At 40.7% G+C, this 21,752-nt stretch carries 17 protein-coding genes; 8 read left to right on the forward strand and 9 right to left on the reverse strand.

What is annotated here, in order from left to right; all coding sequences use genetic code 11:
• Positions 1 to 173 precede the first annotated feature (173 nt).
• Positions 174 to 3,656: an indolepyruvate ferredoxin oxidoreductase family protein gene (iorA, locus tag F931_RS10705; RefSeq protein WP_016141383.1), complete on the forward strand. Its 3,483-nt coding sequence runs from the start codon at positions 174 to 176 to the stop codon at positions 3,654 to 3,656.
• Between the two features lie 73 nt (positions 3,657 to 3,729).
• On the opposite strand, the gene F931_RS10710 is transcribed toward iorA, so the two are convergent.
• On the reverse strand, positions 3,730 to 4,533 hold the full coding sequence (locus F931_RS10710) for a thioesterase family protein (protein WP_016141384.1): 804 nt from the start codon (positions 4,531 to 4,533) through the stop codon (positions 3,730 to 3,732).
• A gap of 196 nt (positions 4,534 to 4,729) precedes the next feature.
• Entirely contained in the window at positions 4,730 to 6,532 is a 1,803-nt protein-coding gene (locus tag F931_RS10715; protein ID WP_016141385.1) for an acyl-CoA dehydrogenase C-terminal domain-containing protein, read from the reverse strand.
• Between the two features lie 304 nt (positions 6,533 to 6,836).
• On the opposite strand from F931_RS10715, the gene F931_RS10720 reads away from it, so the two are divergent.
• Positions 6,837 to 7,286 (forward strand): PaaI family thioesterase, encoded by a 450-nt coding sequence (locus F931_RS10720; protein ID WP_079284144.1) that lies wholly within the window; start codon positions 6,837 to 6,839, stop codon positions 7,284 to 7,286.
• Positions 7,287 to 7,306: 20 nt separating this feature from the next.
• Here the strand turns inward: F931_RS10720 and dcaY are convergent, their stop codons facing one another.
• From dcaY to F931_RS10750, 6 genes are read right to left on the reverse strand one after another with little or no spacing between them, the layout of a single operon-like run.
• Entirely contained in the window at positions 7,307 to 8,524 is a 1,218-nt protein-coding gene (gene dcaY / locus F931_RS10725) for an MFS transporter (RefSeq protein ID WP_016141386.1), read from the reverse strand.
• An 18-nt stretch (positions 8,525 to 8,542) separates the two neighbouring features.
• Positions 8,543 to 9,859 carry an outer membrane trimeric porin-like protein DcaP gene (gene dcaP / locus F931_RS10730; RefSeq protein WP_016141387.1) on the reverse strand — a complete coding sequence of 439 codons (1,317 nt, stop codon included), beginning with the start codon at positions 9,857 to 9,859 and terminating at the stop codon, positions 8,543 to 8,545.
• A gap of 36 nt (positions 9,860 to 9,895) precedes the next feature.
• On the reverse strand, positions 9,896 to 10,549 hold the full coding sequence (dcaJ, locus tag F931_RS10735; protein WP_016141388.1) for a 3-oxoacid CoA-transferase subunit B: 654 nt from the start codon (positions 10,547 to 10,549) through the stop codon (positions 9,896 to 9,898).
• Complete coding sequence (gene dcaI / locus F931_RS10740; protein ID WP_016141389.1) at positions 10,549 to 11,217, reverse strand: 3-oxoacid CoA-transferase subunit A; 669 nt, start codon at positions 11,215 to 11,217, stop codon at positions 10,549 to 10,551. Before dcaI ends, dcaJ begins: the two co-directional genes overlap by 1 nt.
• Positions 11,218 to 11,264: 47 nt before the next feature.
• Entirely contained in the window at positions 11,265 to 12,548 is a 1,284-nt protein-coding gene (dcaK, locus tag F931_RS10745) for an MFS transporter (protein WP_212749811.1), read from the reverse strand.
• Between the two features lie 58 nt (positions 12,549 to 12,606).
• Positions 12,607 to 13,761: an acyl-CoA dehydrogenase family protein gene (locus F931_RS10750; protein WP_004793088.1), complete on the reverse strand. Its 1,155-nt coding sequence runs from the start codon at positions 13,759 to 13,761 to the stop codon at positions 12,607 to 12,609.
• Positions 13,762 to 14,072: 311 nt separating this feature from the next.
• On the opposite strand from F931_RS10750, the gene dcaE reads away from it, so the two are divergent.
• The 6 genes from dcaE (at position 14,073) to F931_RS10780 (ending at position 20,643) form a co-directional block, all read left to right on the forward strand.
• Positions 14,073 to 14,861, forward strand: a complete 789-nt coding sequence (dcaE, locus tag F931_RS10755; RefSeq protein WP_016141391.1) for an enoyl-CoA hydratase — start codon at positions 14,073 to 14,075, stop codon at positions 14,859 to 14,861.
• 29 nt (positions 14,862 to 14,890) lie between these two features.
• Positions 14,891 to 15,652 carry an SDR family oxidoreductase gene (gene dcaG / locus F931_RS10760; protein ID WP_016141392.1) on the forward strand — a complete coding sequence of 254 codons (762 nt, stop codon included), beginning with the start codon at positions 14,891 to 14,893 and terminating at the stop codon, positions 15,650 to 15,652.
• Between the two features lie 61 nt (positions 15,653 to 15,713).
• The gene (gene dcaH / locus F931_RS10765) at positions 15,714 to 17,237 is read left to right on the forward strand and encodes a 3-hydroxyacyl-CoA dehydrogenase (protein ID WP_016141393.1); all 1,524 of its coding nucleotides are present in this window, start codon (positions 15,714 to 15,716) and stop codon (positions 17,235 to 17,237) included.
• 14 nt (positions 17,238 to 17,251) lie between these two features.
• The gene (gene dcaF / locus F931_RS10770) at positions 17,252 to 18,457 is read left to right on the forward strand and encodes a 3-oxoadipyl-CoA thiolase (RefSeq protein ID WP_016141394.1); all 1,206 of its coding nucleotides are present in this window, start codon (positions 17,252 to 17,254) and stop codon (positions 18,455 to 18,457) included.
• Positions 18,458 to 18,564: 107 nt separating this feature from the next.
• Positions 18,565 to 19,407, forward strand: a complete 843-nt coding sequence (dcaR, locus tag F931_RS10775) for an IclR family transcriptional regulator (RefSeq protein ID WP_000081480.1) — start codon at positions 18,565 to 18,567, stop codon at positions 19,405 to 19,407.
• Positions 19,408 to 19,470: 63 nt separating this feature from the next.
• Entirely contained in the window at positions 19,471 to 20,643 is a 1,173-nt protein-coding gene (locus F931_RS10780; RefSeq protein WP_025470327.1) for an MFS transporter, read from the forward strand.
• A 59-nt stretch (positions 20,644 to 20,702) separates the two neighbouring features.
• Here F931_RS10780 and F931_RS10785 read toward each other — a convergent pair whose 3' ends face one another.
• Complete coding sequence (locus F931_RS10785; protein ID WP_016141396.1) at positions 20,703 to 21,674, reverse strand: NAD(P)H-dependent flavin oxidoreductase; 972 nt, start codon at positions 21,672 to 21,674, stop codon at positions 20,703 to 20,705.
• Positions 21,675 to 21,752 lie beyond the last annotated feature (78 nt).

Genomic DNA, 21,752 nt, shown 5'->3' on the forward strand with positions numbered 1-21,752 from the left:
GTTGCACCAGTTTAGTTCAACCACAATGACTAAATGTACATACATTGGCACTAATTCTTTTTTAAGAAGAGGAACCGATCTTTTTTATTTCGTATGTCACTTGCTCCAAATATTCAACTGGATGTTGAAAAAAGAAAGTAGTCCGAGCTACTAAAAATTCTAAGGAGATATAAATGAATATAGCTACAAAAGTCACTCCAAATATTATTGCAACAAAGGATGTGTCACTTGAAGATAAATATGTAAGTGATAACGGTACAGCATATATGACCGGTATTCAGGCACTTGTTCGGTTGCCTCTTGCCCAAACTCGCCGTGACGCGTTGAATGGTTATCATACTGCTGGTTTTATTTCTGGTTATCGCGGTTCTCCTGTTGGTAACTATGATAGTTTCCTTTGGCAAGTTCAAGGATTACTTAAATCCCATAATGTTGTATTTCAACCTGGTGTAAACGAAGACTTGGCTGCTACCGCAATCTGGGGTACCCAACAAGTTAATCTTTCAGGCCAAGGCAAATATGATGGAGTGTCTTCATGGTGGTATGGTAAAGGCCCGGGTGTTGACCGTTCAGGCGATGTACTCCGCCATGCTAACTTAGCTGGTACCTCTGAACGTGGTGGTGTTGTTGCTTTATTTGGTGATGACCACTCATGTAAATCTTCTACAATCCCTCACCAGTCTGAACATGTCATGATTGGTTGCGGTATTCCAATTTTCTACCCAACATCCGTTCAACAAATTTTAGACTTTGGTGTTCATGCCATTGCTGTTTCACGTTTTTCTGGCCTTTGGTCTTCAATGAAGCTGGTTAGTGAAATTGTTGAAACTTCTGCTTCTGTTCATGTCGACCTAGATCGTGTTACTCCGGTTATTCCAGAAGATGTTAATTTCCCAGAGGGCGGCGTTAATATTCGTTGGCCAGATCATGGCATTCAGCAAGAAGAACGCCTTTATAAATATCGCTTACCTGCTGTTTTGGCCTATGCTCGCGCGAATAAAATCAACACCGTAACATGGCCTTGTGAAAATGCCCGTGTCGGTATTGCCGCAAGTGGTAAAGGTTATTTAGATACCATTGAAGCCTTACGTATTTTAGGTATTGAAGATGAAACTGCCCAACAGCTCGGGCTACGTGTTTATCAGGTTGGTCTGATTTGGCCTTTAGAACCACAAGGCATTCGTGAATTTGCCGAAGGTTTAGAAGAGCTCATCGTTATTGAAGAAAAACGTCCAATTCTTGAGACGCAAATTAAAGACGAGCTGTACTCATTGCCTGATGGCAAACGTCCTCGTGTCATTGGTAAAGCAACTGATGGTAAAGGTGAATGGAGTACCACTATTGAAGAAGCACCTCTCATTGGTCACTATGAGTACCAACCAGAACCAATTGCAAAAATGTTGGCTGTTCGCTTCTTAAAACTCGATATTCCAGAAAACTTAAAAACACAAATCCAAAGCAGAATCGACTTACTGCTAAAAGCAGAACAAGAATCAAAACGTGTCATTGATCTTGCTGAACGTAAACCGTATTTCTGTAGTGGTTGCCCTCATAATTCTTCAACAGTTGTCCCTGAAGGTAGCCGTGCGCTAGGTGGTATTGGTTGTCACTATATTGCTGTTTCACTGGACCGCGGTACCGAAACGTTCTCGCAAATGGGCGGTGAAGGCGTAAGTTGGGTTGGTGCATCACCATTTACCAATGAAAAACACATTTTTGCTAACCTTGGGGATGGAACTTACTTCCACTCTGGTTACTTAGCAATTCGCCAATCTATCGCTGCAAAAACGAATATTACCTACAAAATCCTCTACAACGATGCGGTCGCTATGACAGGTGGGCAGCATGTAGATGGGCATTTAAGCGTTGCGCAGTTAACTCGTCAACTTGCTGCGGAAGGTATTAAAAAACAAGTCATCGTGACTGATGAAGTTAAGCTATTAAACGAAGAAGACGGCATAGCACCGGGCGTAGAAATTCGCCACCGTAATGAACTTGATGCAGTTCAACGCGAATTACGTGAAGTTTCAGGTGTAACCGCTTTAATTTATGTACAAACTTGTGCCAGTGAAAAACGTCGTCGCCGTAAACGTGATGTCTACCCTGACCCAGCTGAACGTTTATACATTAACAGTGATATTTGCGAAGGTTGTGGCGACTGTTCGAAAAAATCAAACTGTTTATCTATTGAACCAGTAGAGACAGCTTTAGGTACTAAACGTCAAATTAACCAAAGTAGCTGTAATAAAGACTTCACTTGTGCTGAAGGTTTCTGCCCAAGTTTTGTGACTGTTCATACACGTGATATGAAACGACCAGCTAAATTTGAAGGCATTGGCGCAGGCTGGCCAACATCACCAATTATTCCTCAGTTATATGACGTTCCAAGTCGTATTATGGTCGGCGGTATTGGTGGTACGGGTGTTGTGACGATTGGTGCACTGCTTGGTATGGCAGCTCACCTAGAAGGCAAAGCAACACGTGTTATGGACATGGCTGGACTTGCCCAAAAAGGTGGTACGGTTTATTCATACGTACAACTTGCAGCAAGTGATGAGCAAATTTCTTCTACTAAAATTCCAGCAGGTCAATGTGAATTACTCATCGGTGCTGATGCTGTAGTCGCTGGTGGTAGCGCTGCTCTCTCTCGCTTAAAAGATGATGCATTGGTTATTGTAAATGAAGACAGTACGCCTACTTCTGAGTTTATTAAATCTCGTGACTGGTATGCGCCTATTAGCGATTTAATTGACCGCCTTCGTGGTCGTGTTCGTCAAGGTCAACTGGTTTCTCTGCCAGCAGCTCGTATTGCAACACTACTCTTAGGTGATTCAATTTATACCAACCAGTTATTACTCGGTATGGCATGGCAGTCTGGTCGCATTCCATTACTGCGTGAAAGCATTGAAAAAGCAATTCGCTTAAATGGTACTGCTGTTGAAAAGAACCTCGAAGCTTTCCGCGTGGGTTGTCATCTTGCAAGTGACCCAACTTTAGCTGCACGTTTACTTGCGGCAATGCCAAAAACCAAAACTCCGCAAACTTTAGCTGAACTTGTTGAAGACCGTTCTGCTCGTCTAACGGACTATTGGAATGAAGCTTACGCAACTAAATACCGTACACTTGTAGAACTGGCAGCTAAAAAGTTACCTGAAGAATTAACAGGTACGATTGCAACTCAGCTTTATAGAGTTATGGCATATAAAGATGAATATGAAGTTGCACGTCTGTTAACAGGTAAAAGTTTTAAAGAATCGATCGAAACCCAATTCGGTAAAGGCTTACGTTTAACGTATCATCTTGCTCCACCAGCGTTACTCGGTGGTCTGAAAAATGTTCGTAAACGTGCGTTTGGTTACTGGATGCGTTTCCCAATGATGATGCTTGCTCGCTTACAATGGCTTCGTGAAACTTTCCTCGACCCATTTGCGCGTCAAGAAGAGCGTCAGCACGAACAAGCATGGCGTGATCGTTACATCGCATTTGTTGAAGCACTCGTTGAAGCTCCAGAAAATCACAACTTGGCAGTTGCTGAACAAATTGCAAAATTACCGGCAGAAGTTCGTGGTTATGGTCATATTAAAATGAAAGCAATGGACGCTGCAAAACAGCGCTGGGATGAACTTACACCAACACTTCTTAAAGTGCGTAGCTAAGAAATTGCTTAAAAATTAAATCTCAAAATAAAAAAGTCATCCTTAGGGATGACTTTTTTATTGGCTCAAATATTTATTTAGCCATTTTACGTAACGTCAAAATCTGCTCGCTTCGACCAAATGGACCATACACGTCATGTAAAACTGCACTAGTTAAACCAATACCATCAGCCCCATATTGCTGAACGGTTTCCAGACCTAACCATTTACCTTGCGGATAACGGTGCATGTGAACTTGCAAATCAAGATTTGGAAAACCCCAAGTAAATTCGCCTTCTTGTCTTGGTACAATGCCGTTTGCGGTATCTACCATACCAATTAAATGCGCAAAATCTGTGGTCGATTGCCCTTCCACGATTTCAATATCATTATTGAGCCAAACAATACCTTTACCCGCGCGGTGCTGATCATCAGTTTTAGTGACTAATGTCTGGATAAAACCACCTGGCCATCTTTTCATGCCCGTCCATTCTGTAAAGGTATCTGGATGATGAATGGGCTGATCTTCAAGCCCCGCAATAGCGGAACTGTCTTGAGTACACATGCGCCACGCTCGAGCCACAATACAGGTTTTACCTTGCGCTTGCATTTCTGCTTCAATCAATTCGATGGTTTTACCGGCACGAATCACATGGGTCTTAATCGTAAATTCACCAAACGCAATCAATCCAAAAATATCAAAACTAATTCGACCAATTCGCATATCTTGTCGTGGTGAAAATTGCTCTAACTCTGCCGCAATTACGCCACTTGCAGGTGCCATATGCTGTTCATGAGGATTCCATGCCCCTTGTGCATGAACAGTTGAGCAATAATGAGCAATGACTTCACCTTGAGGACCAATTGTTCTATTCAATAATTGATAATAAGCATTCATGATTTTCTTTCCGTAGTCCTTATTCAACATCAATATTTGATGAAAATTCACGTTTTAATGCTTATGTTAACCCTCTATTTGTTTGGCTCAACTGGTTTTTCCTACCAAAAACTCATGAGTCTAAAATTACAAATTTAATCACTAGGTAAAATTCCGCATGTAAATTTCACCTAGTGTTTCTAACAATGACTATTCACTAAAATGCAAAAGCATCTTGATCGAGTTCCATCACAGCGTCAGCGCCAGATTCAATAGAAGCAGCATGGCTCTGTGTACGATGCAAAAGCTTTTGATAGAAAAACTTAGCAGTAGTTAATTTTGCTTTATAAAAAGCTTGCTCTTGTGTACCTGATTCTAATTTTTCATGGGCAACTTGTGCCATTCGAGCCCACAAATACGCGAACACGACGTAACTGGAAAAATAAAGATAATCCACCGAAGCGGCCCCTATTTCTTCTGGGTTGTGCTTGGCTTTCTCTGCAATCGATTTGGTCAGTGACAGCCACTGCTGCTTAAGCTCAGCTAATTTTTCTAAATAAGGTTCCAAGACTTCATTGGATTGCGCTTGACCAATAAATTGATCAATTAGATCTGTCATATTTTTTAGAAGTTTGCCTTCTGACTTGAGAACTTTACGTGCAAGTAGATCTAAAGACTGAATTTCGGTCGTTCCTTCATACAATGTTGAGATACGCGCATCACGTACAATTTGCTCCATTCCATGCTCAACAATAAAACCATGACCACCGAATACTTGAACGCCATGCTTGGCAGACTCATTGCCTGACTCGGTTAAAAAAGCTTTGGCAATTGGCGTTAAAAAAGCCAGTAATTCATCTGAGTGTTTTTGCTGTTGCTGATCATTTGAGCTTTCCACAATATCGACATGCTGAGCTAAAAAGTAAGCTAATGCACGGCCGCCTTCAGAAAACGCTTTTTGGGTCATTAACATTGAACGTACAGCGGGATGGACAATAATTGGATCGGCATTTTTCTCAGGATATTTAGGACCAGATAGCGAACGCATGGCGAGACGCTCTTTGGCATAACTTAATGCGCCTTGAAATGAAATTTCAGAAGCAGCGAGCCCTTGTACTGCCGTTCCAATACGTGCGGTATTCATAAAGGTAAACATACAATTGAGCCCGCGATTTTCCGGACCAATCAAGTAACCTTTTGCGCCATCAAAATTTAGTACGCAGGTGGCATTTCCATGAATCCCCATTTTATGTTCAATCACGCTACAGACGACTTTATTACGGTCTTCTAAATTACCTTCATCATCTACATTAAATTTAGGCACAATAAATAAAGAAATACCTTTGGTCCCTGCGGGTGCCTGAGGTAAACGAGCTAAAACAATATGAATAATATTTTCGGAAAGATCATGTTCACCCGCCGAGATAAAAATCTTTTCGCCAGTAATGGAGTAGCTACCATCCGGATTTGGTTCTGCTTTCGTTCTAATTAACCCAAGGTCCGAACCCGCATGTGATTCGGTTAAACACATGGTTCCAGTCCAGACTCCGCTAATGAGTTTAGTCAAATACTGCTGTTTTTGTTGCTCAGTACCATGGTGCTCAATGGTTCTCATCGCGCCATGAGACAAACCCGGATACATTGCCCACGCCCAATTAGAACCACATAACATTTCAGAAATAGCGATCCGCAACAATGTCGGTAAGCCTTGCCCACCATATTCCGGATCGGCCGTTAAAGAGGTAAAACCTAATTCGGCATATTTTTGGTAGGCTTCTTTAAAACCTTTCGGCGTTGTAACTACGCCTTGATTTAAATGACACCCTTCCTGATCACCATTTTGGTTAATCGGTGCCAACTCATTTTCACAAAAATCTGCTGCTGCTTCTAAATATTGATCAATTAATTCTCGATTTACGCTTTCCTGATATTTGCTTAAACCTTGGTAGTTCTGTTCTGTTTGAAGCATTTCATGCAGCACAAATTGCATATCACGTAATGGAGCTTTATATAAAGGCATAGTTTTTCCCTTTCACGTTACTGCCTTTGTTAGGGGGCAGATATCGTTTTTTCCTTAAATGGACTTTTATTGTTTCAATCTCACCAAAATATCAAAAAATTTCTTATAGCAAAATATATTTTCACTAATTTAATAAAATTATTGTCACCAAAATATAGGTATAAAATGTAAGTTCATGTTTTAAAGTAAAAATATTAGAAATAAATTAATAAATATTGTTTATAAGAATAATTTTAAATTTTGTATAGCAAAATTTTATTCCGTAAAAATTCAATTTATAGTATGGTAATTAGATTGCTTAATCATCCAAGGACGATTTATGGAAAGCCCGAAATACACAGGTCTCGAATTTTTAACCGCTTTAAAAAATGGTGAAGTTTCTCCATCACCTATGGCTCACACCATACCGATGGAACTCGTTGAAGTTTCCGAAGGTAAAGCAACTTATAAAGTTACTCCTCGCAAAGAACATAGAAATATACAAGGCGGTGTACACGGCGGCTTTTGCGCCACCGCTTTAGATACAGCAACAGGCAGCGCAGCTCATACATTACTTGAACATGGCGTTGGCTATGGAACTATTGATTTAAATGTAAAAATGATCCGTCCCATGCAAGTTGATACGTCGTACTATGCGACAGCCGAGTTGATTAACGCAGGCCGCAATATTATTAGTACCGAAGGAAAAATCGTAGATGAAAATGGCAAAGTGTATGCCTTTGCCTCGGCAACCTTAATGATTATTCGAAAATAATAAAATATCCAAGCTCCTGTTTATGGAGCTTTTTCTTGCTTTGCAATCTTGTTCATTTCATAAAAATCTAAGCGATCAATCATAAAACTCACCATTGCCATCGCTAAACCTAAGGCAGCACACGCTTCCCATCCCCAGTGTTTCCATGCATAAACCGCAATAAAAGAACCTAAAGCAGCCCCACCAAAATATAAGGTCATATAAATTGAATTAATACGAGAACGCGCCTCGGCCGAAATTCGGTAGACCAGATTTTGGTTAAGCACATGAAATGCCGACAAACCAAAGTACGCCATAATCACGCCAACAGCATAGGCCACCAAAGATTGCTGGGCAAAAAATAGTGGTATCCATGCACTTATTAATAGCCCCATGCAAATCACTGCAATTTTATTTTCAAGTCCTGCTGCAATTTTCTTGCCTGCCCATGGGGTCGCAAATACACCAGCTAACCCAACAATTCCAAATAAACCAATCTGGAAATCGTTAAAGTGATAAGGCTCATTCGCCAAAATAAAAGTCATGGTGGTAAAAATGAGAGCCAAAATACCAAAGCCAATTCCCCCTGCCAAACCACGGCGTAGTAAATGAGGCTGATGAACAGCTAATGAAAATAGTGAACCATAGATCTGTAGAATATTAAGTTGATGAGACTTACGCGCAATTGGCAATTTCACCCACATTACCCAAGCAAACACCAAAATGACAAGTCCGCTAATTAAATAAACCGCATGCCACGACCAAACTGTAGAAAGTAAACCGGCAATAGAACGTGCCAATAATATTCCCAAGAACAAACCACTCATGAGAGTGCCTACAACTTGAGGACTTTTTTTCGGGCTGGCTAAACCTGCGGCAAAAGGGACTAAAACTTGAGTCGCAATCGAAAAGAACGTGGCTAAAAAGGTAAAGCCATATAAAGCTGGCAAGGTTTGACTTAAGGATAGCCCTACTTGTGCAAAGCCCGTACAACACATGAGCAAGCAAATATAACTACGCTTTTCAAAGAAGTCGCCTAAGGGAACTAATATAAAAAGGCCAACTGCATAGGACAGTTGGCTAATCACAATAGTTAAAGCGACTTGATCTGCATTAACTCTTAATGCTTCAGCAATTGAATAGATTAAGGGCTGGTTATAATAGTTTGAACCCGCACAAATTCCACATGTCATTGCCATGATAAAAATAAAGCTTTTTGACAGTATATTTTCTGCATTGGGCTCAACTATTTTTTCCATTTTTAATTACGCCCCATTTTAAAATTTATACATCGATACAAAGTTTACGCGTGATACATCAGCGGTTCTGCCATCAAATACTTCTCGTTTACCTTGATGATATTCCATACCAATATCCATTTGCTCAATCGGTGAATAAAAGACGTTCGCGGCATAGTCAGTTAAGCGTTTATTGGCATCTGGATTGAGTTTGGCATAAGCCGTGTCGTCATCATAATCAAACATTGAAGCCGATAAGTTTGCACGCCATTGCTCGTTGAATTTATATGAATAACCAATATTGATGCTATTCAACTTATTCATCACCAACTCTGTTTTGTCTTTATTTAAAGAAAAATCACCCGCTGCATTTAAACTTGCCGAATTTGCCAAGCCACTTTGGGTGGTGTAAGGCATAAATTTTTGATCGCCAACAATATATTGATAATTTGCTTGTACCGATTGTTGTGGCGTGAGTTGATATTTTAAGCCGCCGCCAGCGCCCCAGCTTACTTTCTTAACCGTAGCAGTTGCGACATCCGTAGATTTTTCATTAATAAAGCCTTGAGCAAGGGCCGTTAAAGGGCCTTGTTTAAAGGTATAGCGACCCGTTAAAGTTGGAAATGCCGAGACTCTCGAACCTGTATATTCCAAGGCTACTTTTAAATCATTATTGGCATCAATTTTCCAGTCATAGCGTATTTGAGGAGTACGTGTATAAGAGGTTCCTACAAATTGAGTGTAATCGACAGCTTCGGTACGAGTTTCCATGTTAGACATGAGTGACCATGTTTGACCAAAGGTCCAGTCTTTATAGGTAAAAAAAGCATGGCGGATACGGAATTTACCATCCCCCGTTCCCATGTTAGAGCTATCAAAGAAATCGGCTTCGATATTTCCCGTCACTGCTTTATTTGGGCTATTAAAATAAACACCAATTCGACTTGCATTAATCATCGCATCAGAGCGCGCATGATTTGAACGCTTTTCACTTTCAAAAGGTGTTCGGTACAGACTGCTGGTCGTTCTACCGCCCGAGTCAGGTGATGATTTAAAATCGACCGCTGCATCAACACGGGCAATACCGTAAACCTTCACATTATCCGTCCAAGTGACCCATGAAGGAGCAATGGGCTTCTCTGTTACCATTGCTTTAGTTTTTTCGATATTCTCTTCGATCTTTACCTGTTTAACCTGTAAATTATTTTGAGTTTGTTTCTGAGCAGCAAGTTCTGCTTTTAATTTTTGCAGCTCGGTTTCTAGCAAATTAATTCTTTGTTCTGTTGTATCTGAAGAATTTGCAAAAATAGTCCCTGAAGCCGCAGCGCAAGCTGCAGCTAAAATTAATTTTTTCATCTCTTAATCCTTAAAGAAGCGTTTATCCGTGTATATTTAGGCTACACGTGCATCGATTAATTCACAGTCTGTGACTGCCTGTAATTCATCAAAACTTAAGCCTTCCACCATTTCCGTGACATAAGCTTTTTGGTCTTTGAGTTCAATAATGCATAAATCGGTATAAATACGATTTACACACTGCTCACCTGTCATTGGATAGCTCAGTTCTTTTACAATTTTGGACTCACCTTTTTTGGTGACATGTTCCATATAGACATAAATTGTTTTAGCACCGACTGCCAAATCCATAGCACCGCCAACTGCGGGTACATCATCTGCTTTACCGGTATGCCAGTTTGCTAAGTCTCCATTTACCGCAACTTGGAATGCCCCAATCACACAAATGTCCAAATGACCGCCACGCATAATGTCAAACGAGTCACCATGATGCATAAAGCATCCACCATCTAATAAAGTGACAAGTTCTTTTCCGGCATTCACTAAGTCTTCATCTTCCTCACCCGGTTGTGGTGGTGGACCAAAAGCCAAGACACCATTTTCCGAATGTAAAAAGATTTCTTTGTCTTTTGGCAAAAATTTAGCAACGTTGGTCGGTAAGCCAATGCCTAAATTGACATAAGAACCTTCCGGAATGTCATTAGCAATGAGTTTGGCAATATCTTCACGAGAACGCTTTTGAACTGACATTAGATATCTCCTACTTTTACAACGTGCTGAACAAAAATTCCCGGTGTAATAATGCACTCTGGGTCAAGCGTTCCTAGCTCTACGGTATCATTCACTTGAACAATTGTGGTCTTAGAGGCTTTTGCCATAATTGGCCCAAAATTGCGGGCTGCTTTGCGGTAAGTTAAATTGCCCCAACGGTCGGCTTTATCGGCATAAATCAATGCAAAGTCAGCTTCAAGTGGATATTCAAGTACATAATTTTTACCGTTAATAGTTCGTGTTTCTTTACCCTCGGCGACTTTGGTGCCATAGCCAGTCGGAGTAAAAATAGCACCTAAACCAGCCCCCGCTGCCTGAATCCGACATGCCAAATTACCTTGTGGAACCAGTTCTAACTCGATTTTTCCCGCACGATATAAGTCTTGAAAAACGGTTGATCCAGCAGATTTCGGAAATGAACAAATCATTTTTTTAACACAACCCGCAATAATGAGCTTAGTTAAACCACGATCACCAGAAGCCGCATTGTTATTTACAATGGTGAGTTCTTTTTTTCCTAAATCAATTAAGGCTTCAATTAATTCAGCAGGTTGCCCCGTCACACCGAACCCGCCTGTCATGATGGTTGCTCCATCAGGAATCGCTTTTAAAATTGGTTCAATGTCACTGGTGATTTTATTTATCATCTCACTTGTCCCTTTTCATCCTTAATTTAAGGTGACAGATTGATCTGTCACTCTGCCTTTTGCGGGTTAAATAGTCGGTCTTTAATAAATAACAATGGAATTACCCCGCAGATAAAATAAGCTGCAGCCATTACTAAAAGCCCTAAGCCAATAGAACCATGTTGTGATAGATAACCAATTGTTAATGGAGAGAAAATTGAAAGTACTTTGCCGATGTTATAAGCACCACCCACTGCCGAACCACGAATGGAAGTTGGGAAGCTTTCAGTCATATAAGTGGCATTAATTGCGTATGGAATACCGTAAAGGAAACCGAAGAACAGCATCATCCATAAAATGTTGGTTGGTGTATTTAAATAAACAATAACTGGAATAAATAAGGCAGTCCCAATGGTTCCGAAGGCGAATACAGCACGGCGTCCTAATTTATCGGCAATAATTCCTGCAATCACTTTGGCGAACATCATAATCAGGAAAGTACCGACCATATACATGGCCATTTCTTTAAACTTGATACCAAGATCAGACTCTAAATAAGCTGGTAACCAGTTACTTACGCCGTAATAACCGAACTGCAATGCACCAGTACTAATTATCCAAAGAACAAACATGGTGCCATGTTTCTTATCTCTTAAAATTTCAAGATATGGATTTTGACGTTTTTTAGGCTGGTTACTTTGAGCGACTTCTAACGCTTTTAATTGACGAGATTTTTTCCAAGACTCTGGTTCAGGTACACAAAAGTGCATCAAAATTGACAACACTACAGGAGTAATCGCAATCCAATACAGGAAACGCCAGCCATGTTCAGGAATAATATGTCCTGCTAATAAAGTCGCTAGCAAAGAACCCAAGGTATAACCTGTCATGAGCGTAGCCAGAACAGTTGAGCGATGTTTGGTTGGCACCATTTCAGACATTAAAATATTACAAGCAATATAGAGCGCACCTAAGCCCATCGCTCCAAAGGTTCTTAAAACTGCAAATTGCATATAAGAATCAGCAAAACCCAGTGCACTGGTTAAAACTGAAGAATAAGCAATAAAGAACACAATGATGCGAACTCGCCCAAAACGGTCACACGCCCAGCCACCAATCAGACCACCTATAGCCGATCCAAAAAGCGTTAAGCTACCTAGTGTTCCAGCTTGTACCCCCGTCAAATGAAATTCTGTTTTAAGACTGGTCAGGCTTAATGCCAAAAACCCTAAGTCTGCCCCATCACACAACAATGTTAAAAAAGCGAATATAAATGCGGTAATCCAAATTTTTTTTGGTGTCTGGATAGCTTCACTGCTAGCCGTATTTTGCGTAACTGTTTCTGTTGTCATATCCATATCCTCAGAAGGAACATGAGGCATCCAATGCCTCATGGCATTTGATTTTTTATTAGGCTGTAGCTTCCCTAATCATATTTTTGGCAATAATAATTTGTTGAACTTGTGTGGTTCCTTCATAGAGACGGAACAAACGGACATCGCGATAAAAACGTTCAATGGCATATTCACTGATATAGCCTGCGCCACCGTGAATCTGTACACAGCGGTCGGCAACGCGGCCACACATTTCGGTCGCAAACATTTTTGCGCAAGATGCCTCTGTACTAATGTTTTCACCATTATCACGGCGGCGGGCTGCATCTAAAACCATACATTTAGCCGCATAAATTTCGGCTTTTGAGTCAGCAAGCATGGCTTGAATCAGCTGGAAATTTGCAATAGGCTGACCAAACTGCTTACGTTCAATCGCATAGTGCAATGCGTCGTTTAGCATGCGTTCAGCAACACCCACACTATAGGCACCAATGTGCAAGCGACCTTTATCAAGCACTTTCATGGCCGTTTTAAAACCGACACCCTCTACCCCACCAATCAATGCAGAAGCAGGTACACGGCAGTTATCAAAAATTACATCACAGGTGTGTGAGCCTTTTTGTCCCATTTTTTGGTCAATTTTTCCCAATGTAATACCTGGTGTATTGGCCTCAACTAAAAAAGCTGAAATACCGCCTGACCCTTTAATTTCAGGATTGGTTCGCGCCATTACGGTGAAAGTTGCAGCGTGAGGTGCATTGGTAATAAAACGTTTGGTACCGTTTAATACATAAAAATCGCCATCTTTTACGGCACTAGTTTTTAAAGAAGCCGCATCAGAACCAGATTCAGGCTCGGTTAAACAAAATGAACCAATAATTTCGCCACTTGCGTAACGAGGTAAATATTTTTGCTTTTGCTCTTCTGTGCCATCAATCAAAATTGCACTTGAGCCAATCCCGTTATTGGTACCAATTAAAGAACGAAAAGCCGGTGAAGTTTGTCCAAGTTCAAATGCAACTCTGACTTCCTCTTCCATGGTAATGCCTAGGCCACCATATTCTTCGGGAATTGTGAGACCGAACAAACCTAGCTCACGCATTTGCTGCACAATGTCATCCGGAATTTTGTCTTTCTCTACCACTTCGTTTTCACGAGGGATCAATTCATTTTTTACAAAATCTCGAATTGTTGAAAGTAACTGCTCCAACATCCCTTCATCACGGATCATCTGTGATCTCCCTTTTTATGTATTTCCATCGTACCCATCAGCCATCTCCAGCTTGTCTGGATACCATGTTTTAAATCTTGTTTACTGCGGATGTGTTTCATAGTACGAGAACGAAAATACAAATTTCAAGCTTTTTTGAAAATTAATTTCGTTAAACGAAATTTAAAAACACACCATTACGGAATATCAAATACTTAGCTTATTTAATAAATCCTAATTGCTCTAATGGACTAAATAAGACTTGAAATAAATTCCAAAATAAGCATCATAAAAGGAATATAGTTTTGATATGCGAAACAAGGAATTCAAAAATGAGTGTATTAACAGGGAATAATTTCGTAGAAGTCGACTTTTCTATTCAAAAAATAGCGATTGTAAAAATTAACCGACCTGAAGCAAAAAATGCACTGAATACAGAGGTTCGCAAACAATTAGCACAAGCTTTTACCGAATTAAGTTTTAACGATGAGATCAATGCAGTTGTGCTCACAGGTGGTGAGGAAGTCTTTGCGGCAGGTGCTGATTTAAAAGAAATGGCAACCGCAACTTCAACTGAAATGTTATTAAGACACACTGAACGTTATTGGAATGCGATTGCTCAGTGCCCTAAACCCGTGATTGCTGCTGTAAATGGTTATGCATTAGGGGGTGGCTGCGAACTTGCAATGCACGCTGACATTATTATTGCAGGTAAAGGCGCAACCTTTGGTCAACCGGAAATTAAAGTCGGTTTAATGCCAGGTGCTGGTGGGACACAACGTTTATTCCGTGCGGTTGGTAAATTTCATGCCATGCGCATGATTATGACGGGTGCTATGGTGAAAGCCGAAGAAGCTTATATCATCGGTCTTGTTTCACAAGTCACAGAAGACGACCAAACCATTCCAACTGCGATTCAAATGGCACAGAGCCTCGCAAAAATGCCTCCTATTGCCCTGCAACAAATTAAAGAAGTTGCACTCATGAGCGAAGACGTGCCATTAAATGCAGGCTTAACTCTAGAACGAAAATCATTCCAGTTACTGTTTTCTACCGAAGATAAAAATGAAGGCGTTCAAGCTTTTATTGAAAAACGTAAACCGTCTTATCAAGGTAAATAATTTAAAACGATAATAACAAAGGAATGAAAATGAGTAGAAAAGTATTAATTAGTGCAGGTGGTTCAGGGATTGGACGATACATTGCTGAAGTCTTTTTAAACAATCATGATGAAGTTTTCGTTTGTGATATTAGTGCTAAAAGCCTAGAACAATTACAACAAGATTATCCTAAGCTGCATATACATACGTGTGATTTGGCTGATCATGAGCAAATTAAACTCATGTTTAATGAAGCAGTTCAGAAACTTGGCGGTATTGATATTTTAGTCAATAACACCGGCATCTCAGGCCCGACTGTTGCCGCAGATGAACTAAGTTTTGATGATTGGAACACGGTGATTAATTTAAACCTGAATAGTACTTTTTTAATTACCCAGTTAGCCATTCCCTATTTAAAAAAAGCACAAGCAGGCGTAATTATAAATATGTCGTCTATTGCCGGCCGCTTAGGTTATCCATACCGATTGGCTTATTCCACTTCAAAATGGGGGCTGATTGGTTTTACCAAAACGCTTTCTATGGAACTCGGTGCAGACAATATTCGAGTTAACGCTATTCTTCCGGGTGCAGTAGATGGTGATCGAGTTCAACGTGTATTACAGGCCCGTGCCGATGTAGCGCATACCTCACTTGAAGAAGTGACTCAAAACGCACTGAAAAATCAGTCGCTCAAATATTTTGTAAATCCAAAGCATATTGCAGATTTATGCCTATTTATAGCCTCAGATAGTGGTCGCTCAATTTCAGGACAAATCTTACCCATTGATGGTGATAAACAATGCTTAAGCTAAATCACCCCACCCTATTTTTCCGTTTAATTTCAAATATAGATTAATTATCAGGATGATCGACATGACTTATGATATTAAAAGCATGGCTGTGATTGGTGTCGGTATTATGGGCAGTGGTATTGCTCAAATTGCGGCGCAGTCAGGTCATACTACTTATTTATATGATGCCAAAGCAGGCGCAGCAGAACAGGCTAAAGAAAAACTAGCTGCCACATTTCAAAAGTTAGTCGACAAAAATAAAATTACATCTGAGCAAGCAGCAGCGGCAAATAACCATTTAATTGTTGCTCAGCAAATTGACGATTTAAAAAATTGCGACCTTATTGTAGAAGCAATTATTGAACGTCTCGATATCAAACAAAGTTTGATGCAACAGCTTGAGGACATTGTTTCAGAAAACACCATTTTAGCCTCAAACACCTCTTCTCTTTCTATTACAGCCATTGCGGCAAACTGCAAAAAGCCTGAGCGTGTTGTGGGTTATCACTTTTTTAACCCAGTTCCACTCATGAAAGTAGTCGAAGTCATTCGTGGTTTAAAAACTGACCCACTTATTATTGATGCTTTAAATGATCTGTCTCGTGCATTTGGTCATCGCCCTGTTGTTGCGAAGGACACCCCTGGATTTATTATTAATCACGCTGGCCGAGCTTATGGAACCGAAGCGCTTAAAATTTTAAATGAAAACGTCTGTGACATCAGTGAAATTGACCGAATTTTACGTGATGGCGTTGGTTTTAGAATGGGTCCTTTTGAATTACTCGATTTAACTGGCCTTGATGTTTCTCATCCTGTGATGGAGTCGATTTATCACCAATACTATGAAGAAGCCCGCTACAAACCAAACCCGCTGACCAAACAAATGCTAGATGCCAAACAACTTGGACGTAAAGTTAATCAAGGTTTTTATAACTATGAAACTGGTTCAAAAACAGGTGAACAACCTGCCAAGTTTGTAGAGCGTTTAACGCAATATCCAAAAGTTTGGATTGCGGCAGATTTCTTAGACGATAAAAAACAGCTTGAAGATTATTTAACTCAGCAAAATATTGACCTAGACACCAACCCCGAACCTCAAACAGATAGTTTATGTTTACTCGCTTGCTACGGTGAAGACACAACCCAAGCGGCAATCCGCCTAGGGATTAACCCAGAACAAGCTGTTGCTATCGACATGCTTTATGGCATTGCAAAGCACCGCACCTTGATGCCTTCACTTGTTACCAAACCTGAATACCGACAAGCCGCTCACTCTATTTTCAATCTAGATGGAAATCTGGTGAGCATGATTAATGAAAGTATGGGCTTTGTTGCTCAGCGTGTTTTAGCGATGGTGATTAATCTAGGCTGTGATATTGCCCAGCAAAATGTTGCCACGGTAGATGACATTAATGCCGCGGTGCGTCTTGGTTTAGGTTATCCGTTTGGACCAATTGAATGGGGCGATCAAGTCGGTAGCGAAAAAATCTTACTCATTCTGAACCATATAACAGCACTTACGCATGACCCGCGCTATCGCCCTAGTCCGTGGTTACAGCGTCGTGTCGCACTTCATTTACCTCTTACTTTTACTCACGAGTCTTGAAAAGGAATTTCTCAATGTTAAATGCATATATTTATGATGGTTTACGCAGTCCATTTGGCCGTCATGCAGGTGAACTTGCCTCAATTCGTCCTGATGATTTAGCCGCAACCGTCATTCAAAAGTTGCTTGAAAAAACTGGTGTGCCGGGAGCGGATATTGAAGATGTGATTTTAGGCGACACCAACCAAGCGGGTGAAGATAGTCGTAATGTGGCGAGAAATGCCCTGTTACTTGCAGGTTTACCTGTCACTGTACCGGGCCAGACGGTAAACCGCCTATGTGCTAGTGGTTTAGGTGCTGTGATTGATTCAGCACGTGCCATTACTTGTGGTGAAGGCGAACTCTATATCGCAGGTGGTGTAGAAAGTATGTCTCGCGCACCTTTTGTAATGGGTAAAGCCGAAAGTGCTTATAGCCGTGATGCAAAAATTTATGACACCACCATTGGATCTCGTTTTCCAAATAAAAAAATTATTGCTCAGTACGGCGGACATTCAATGCCTGAAACGGGTGATAACGTTGCTGCTGACTTTGGTATTACCCGCGAGCAAGCTGATTTATTTGCAGCTCAATCACAAGCCAAATATCAAAAAGCCAAAGAAGAAGGTTTCTTTGCCGATGAAATTACTCCAATTGAAGTTTTTCAAGGCAAAAAATTACCGCCTAAACTCGTTTCAGAAGATGAACACCCTCGCCCAAGCTCAACTGTTGAAGCACTCACAAAGTTAAAACCTCTATTTGAAGGTGGCGTGGTTACAGCTGGTAATGCCTCAGGGATTAACGACGGTGCAGCAGCACTTTTGATTGGTTCAGAAGCTGCTGGTCAAAAATATGGCCTAAAACCAATGGCAAAAATCTTATCAGCCGCAGCTGCGGGTATTGAACCGCGCATTATGGGTGCAGGCCCGATCGAAGCTATTAAGAAAGCCGTTGCGCGTGCTGGTCTTACTTTAGATGACATGGATATTATTGAAATTAATGAAGCCTTTGCTTCACAGGTTTTATCTTGTTTAAAAGGCTTAGATGTTGATTTTAATGACCCACGTGTGAACCCAAACGGTGGCGCGATTGCTGTTGGTCATCCACTTGGTGCATCTGGCGCTCGTCTTAGCTTAACAGTAGCTCGCGAGTTAATTCGCCGTAAAAAGAAATATGCCGTGGTGAGCCTATGTATTGGTGTAGGTCAAGGTCTTGCAATGGTGATTGAAAACGTTTCATAAACTGCACCAGATATCCATTCATCACAACAGCGCAGTGATGAATGGATTTATTTTGCAGAGCGAAATATAATGGCAAAACTATTGCTTTAATTATATTTGAGGATCGAATGTCTCAAAACACGGAAACTGAAAAACCAATAAATTTTGATGAGATACGTTTAGATCCTATTTCGCATATACATCGGGAAAATAACCCGCAATTTATTGCTTCTTTAGCGCGCGGTTTAGAACTTTTAAGATGCTTTTCTGCAAATAATCAGGTGCTTGGCAACCAAGAATTAGCAAAAATGACAGGTTTACCGAAACCGACCATTGCACGTATTACCAATACCCTTGTGTCATTAGGTTATTTAAAACAATTGCCTAATTCGACTAAATACACACTAGATATTGGTGTCTTATCTTTAGGATACGCAGCATTATCTAACATCTCGATTCGCAATATTGCTCATCAATATATGGAAGAGATGAGTCAGTATGTTCAAGCACCTGTAGCGATGGCAACGCGTGATCGCTTAAATATGGTGTATATCGATGTTGTGCAAATTGAAACTGCATTAAATATGCGCCGTCCCATTGGTTCGACTTTGCCAATTCATAGTAGTTCAATGGGCCGAGCATGCTTAGCTGCGACCCCTGAACGTGAACGCAACTTTCTACTTGATGCGTTGAAACAAAAGAATCCCGAAAACTGGCCAGCCATAAAACGTTCTTTAGAGCGAGCTTTCCGTGATTACCAAGATTATGGATATTGTTTGTCTTTAGGCGAGTGGCATAAAGAAGTGAACTCGGTGGCTGTACCTTTAGTCAGCTCCAAACATGGTCTTTATGTTTTTAACTGTGGTGCGCCAAGTTTTCATTTAAATCCGGAAAAACTTGAAGGTGAAATTGGACCACGTTTAATTCACATGGTGCACAATATTCAAGATGCCTTGAATGAAACGCACTAACAATCGTACTTAAAACAGTCATGGTTGTGTTGATTAAAGTTCCACTTTCATTATGACTAAGGCATGATGAAAAACGCACTCTATACCCCAACCATTATTTTAATGGCGATTGCCGCAGGCATTTGTACAGGTGGAAATTATTTTAGTCAGCCACTTATTCACTCAATTAGTGTAAGCCTAAATTTAACCGAAACAACTACAGCGTGGGTGCCAACTCTAGCCCAAATCACCTACGCATGTGGCTTACTCTTTTTAATGCCGTTGGGCGACCTAATAGAAAAGCGCAAACTGCTATTTATCTTTATGTTATTGGCTTCAAGTGGATTAATTATTAGCGGTTTTTCGCACAATATTTATCTTTTACTGCTTGGTACCGTCATTACTGGTCTATTTTCCAGTTCAGCTCAATTGTTATTACCCCTTGCTGCAAGTCTGGTTCCGATTCAACAAAGTGGCCGTGTGGTTGGTTTTTTACTGAGCGGACTGATGATGGGGGTTTTACTCGCCCGTTCCCTATCAGGATTGATGTCTACTCTTTTTGCTTGGAACATTATTTATCTGGTCAGTGGTTTTCTATTACTTATTATTGCCTTTATTTTGCACCGTAATATCGGGTTATTCCCACCGACTAAATCTGAAAACTATGCAAAAACCATCCGCTCACTTCCGCAGATTTTTATTCAAAATCGACGTTTAAGAACCAGAACTTATATTGGTGGTTTTACATTTGCTTGTGTGAGTTTAACCTTTACGACCATGTCGTTGCTTTTGGCTCCAGCACCCTTTTTTTTTAGCGACTTTACAATTGGGCTTTTCAGTTTTGTTGGCGTGTTAGGAACGTTCGTTGCCAATTTCTCAGGCAAATTTATTGACCAAGGCTATATCCATAAAATTTCAATTTATTGTGGCGTCGGGCTTATTGTAAGTTGGATTCTTTTTTCACTTTTAGCCTACCATTTCGCCTTTTATATTATTGCTTTACTCATTCTCTACGCTTCACTTTCTGCTGTTCATGTCACCAACCAAAGTATCGTATTTAAACTTAATCAAGAATTACGCTCACGGTTTAATGCGATTTATATGACAGGTTACTTTGCTGGCGGCGCATTAGGCACAACAGCGGGAAGCTATGCTTGGAAACACTACGGATGGATGGGTGTCTGTATTTTAGGCTTATTTTTTGCCGTTTTATGTCTTTATTATTGTGTGAGTGATGCAAAAAGTCAGCACAATTAAAACTTGTGCTGATCTTATATAAAATAAGCTAATAATGAGTTATAGAAGCTAGGATAATTCTATAAAAGTCCTAATAAACGCCCACGAATAATATCTTCTGCCTCTTTGACAATTCGGTTAACCAGTTCATCGCATGTCGGAATATCATGAATCAAGCTTGCGACTAAACCGCATGACCATGCACCTGCATTAACATCACCATCAATCATGACTTTTGGATAAACACCTGCAACTTCTTCGATAATATCTTCAAATTTAATGTTATCGCCGAGTGCTTTTTCTCTTGCCACGATTTTTTCTACAGCAGCATTATTCATAACACGTTCTGTATTGCGTAAAGCGCGCATAATTAAACGTGTATCTCGTTCGGTTGCATTTAAAATTGCCTGTTTTACATTTGCGTGTACGGGAGCTTCCTGAGTCGCAATAAAGCGCGTTCCCATATTAATTCCATCGGCACCCATCGCTAAAGCAGCGGCGAGTGAGCGTCCATCTGCCATTCCACCTGAGGCAACAAATGGGATTTCTAATGCATCGGCAGCTAAAGGCAATAAAATCATATTGGGCACATCATCTTCGCCGGGGTGACCACCGCACTCGAAACCATCTACAGAAACCGCATCGCACCCAATTTGCTGAGCTTTTAAGCTATGTCGAACTGAAGTACATTTGTGAATTACTTTAATGCCAGCAGCTTTTAAATACGGCATGACTTGTTCAGGATTCCGCCCTGCTGTTTCTACAATCTTTACACCACCTTTAATAATTGCATCTACAAAACCCGGATAATCAGGAGTATTCACCGTAGGCAAAAAGGTTAAATTTACCCCGAAAGGCTTATCGGTCATTTCTCGGCAACGTGCAATTTCTTTTGCCAAATTTTCAGGCGTACGCTGAGTCAGGCCAGTGATAATGCCTAAACCGCCCGCGTTTGAAACCGCAGCCGCCAGCTCTGCAAAACCAACATAATGCATACCGCCTTGAATAATAGGATGCTCGATTTCAAATAGTTCTGTAATTTTGGTCTTCATATTATTTCCACTCACTGTTCTATAGCTAGCTTCTCATTTCCTTCGCAGAGCTAGATGCTTATTTACGCATAAATCCAT

The organism is Acinetobacter pittii ANC 4050 (assembly GCF_000399685.1).
GTDB lineage: Bacteria > Pseudomonadota > Gammaproteobacteria > Pseudomonadales > Moraxellaceae > Acinetobacter > Acinetobacter pittii_E.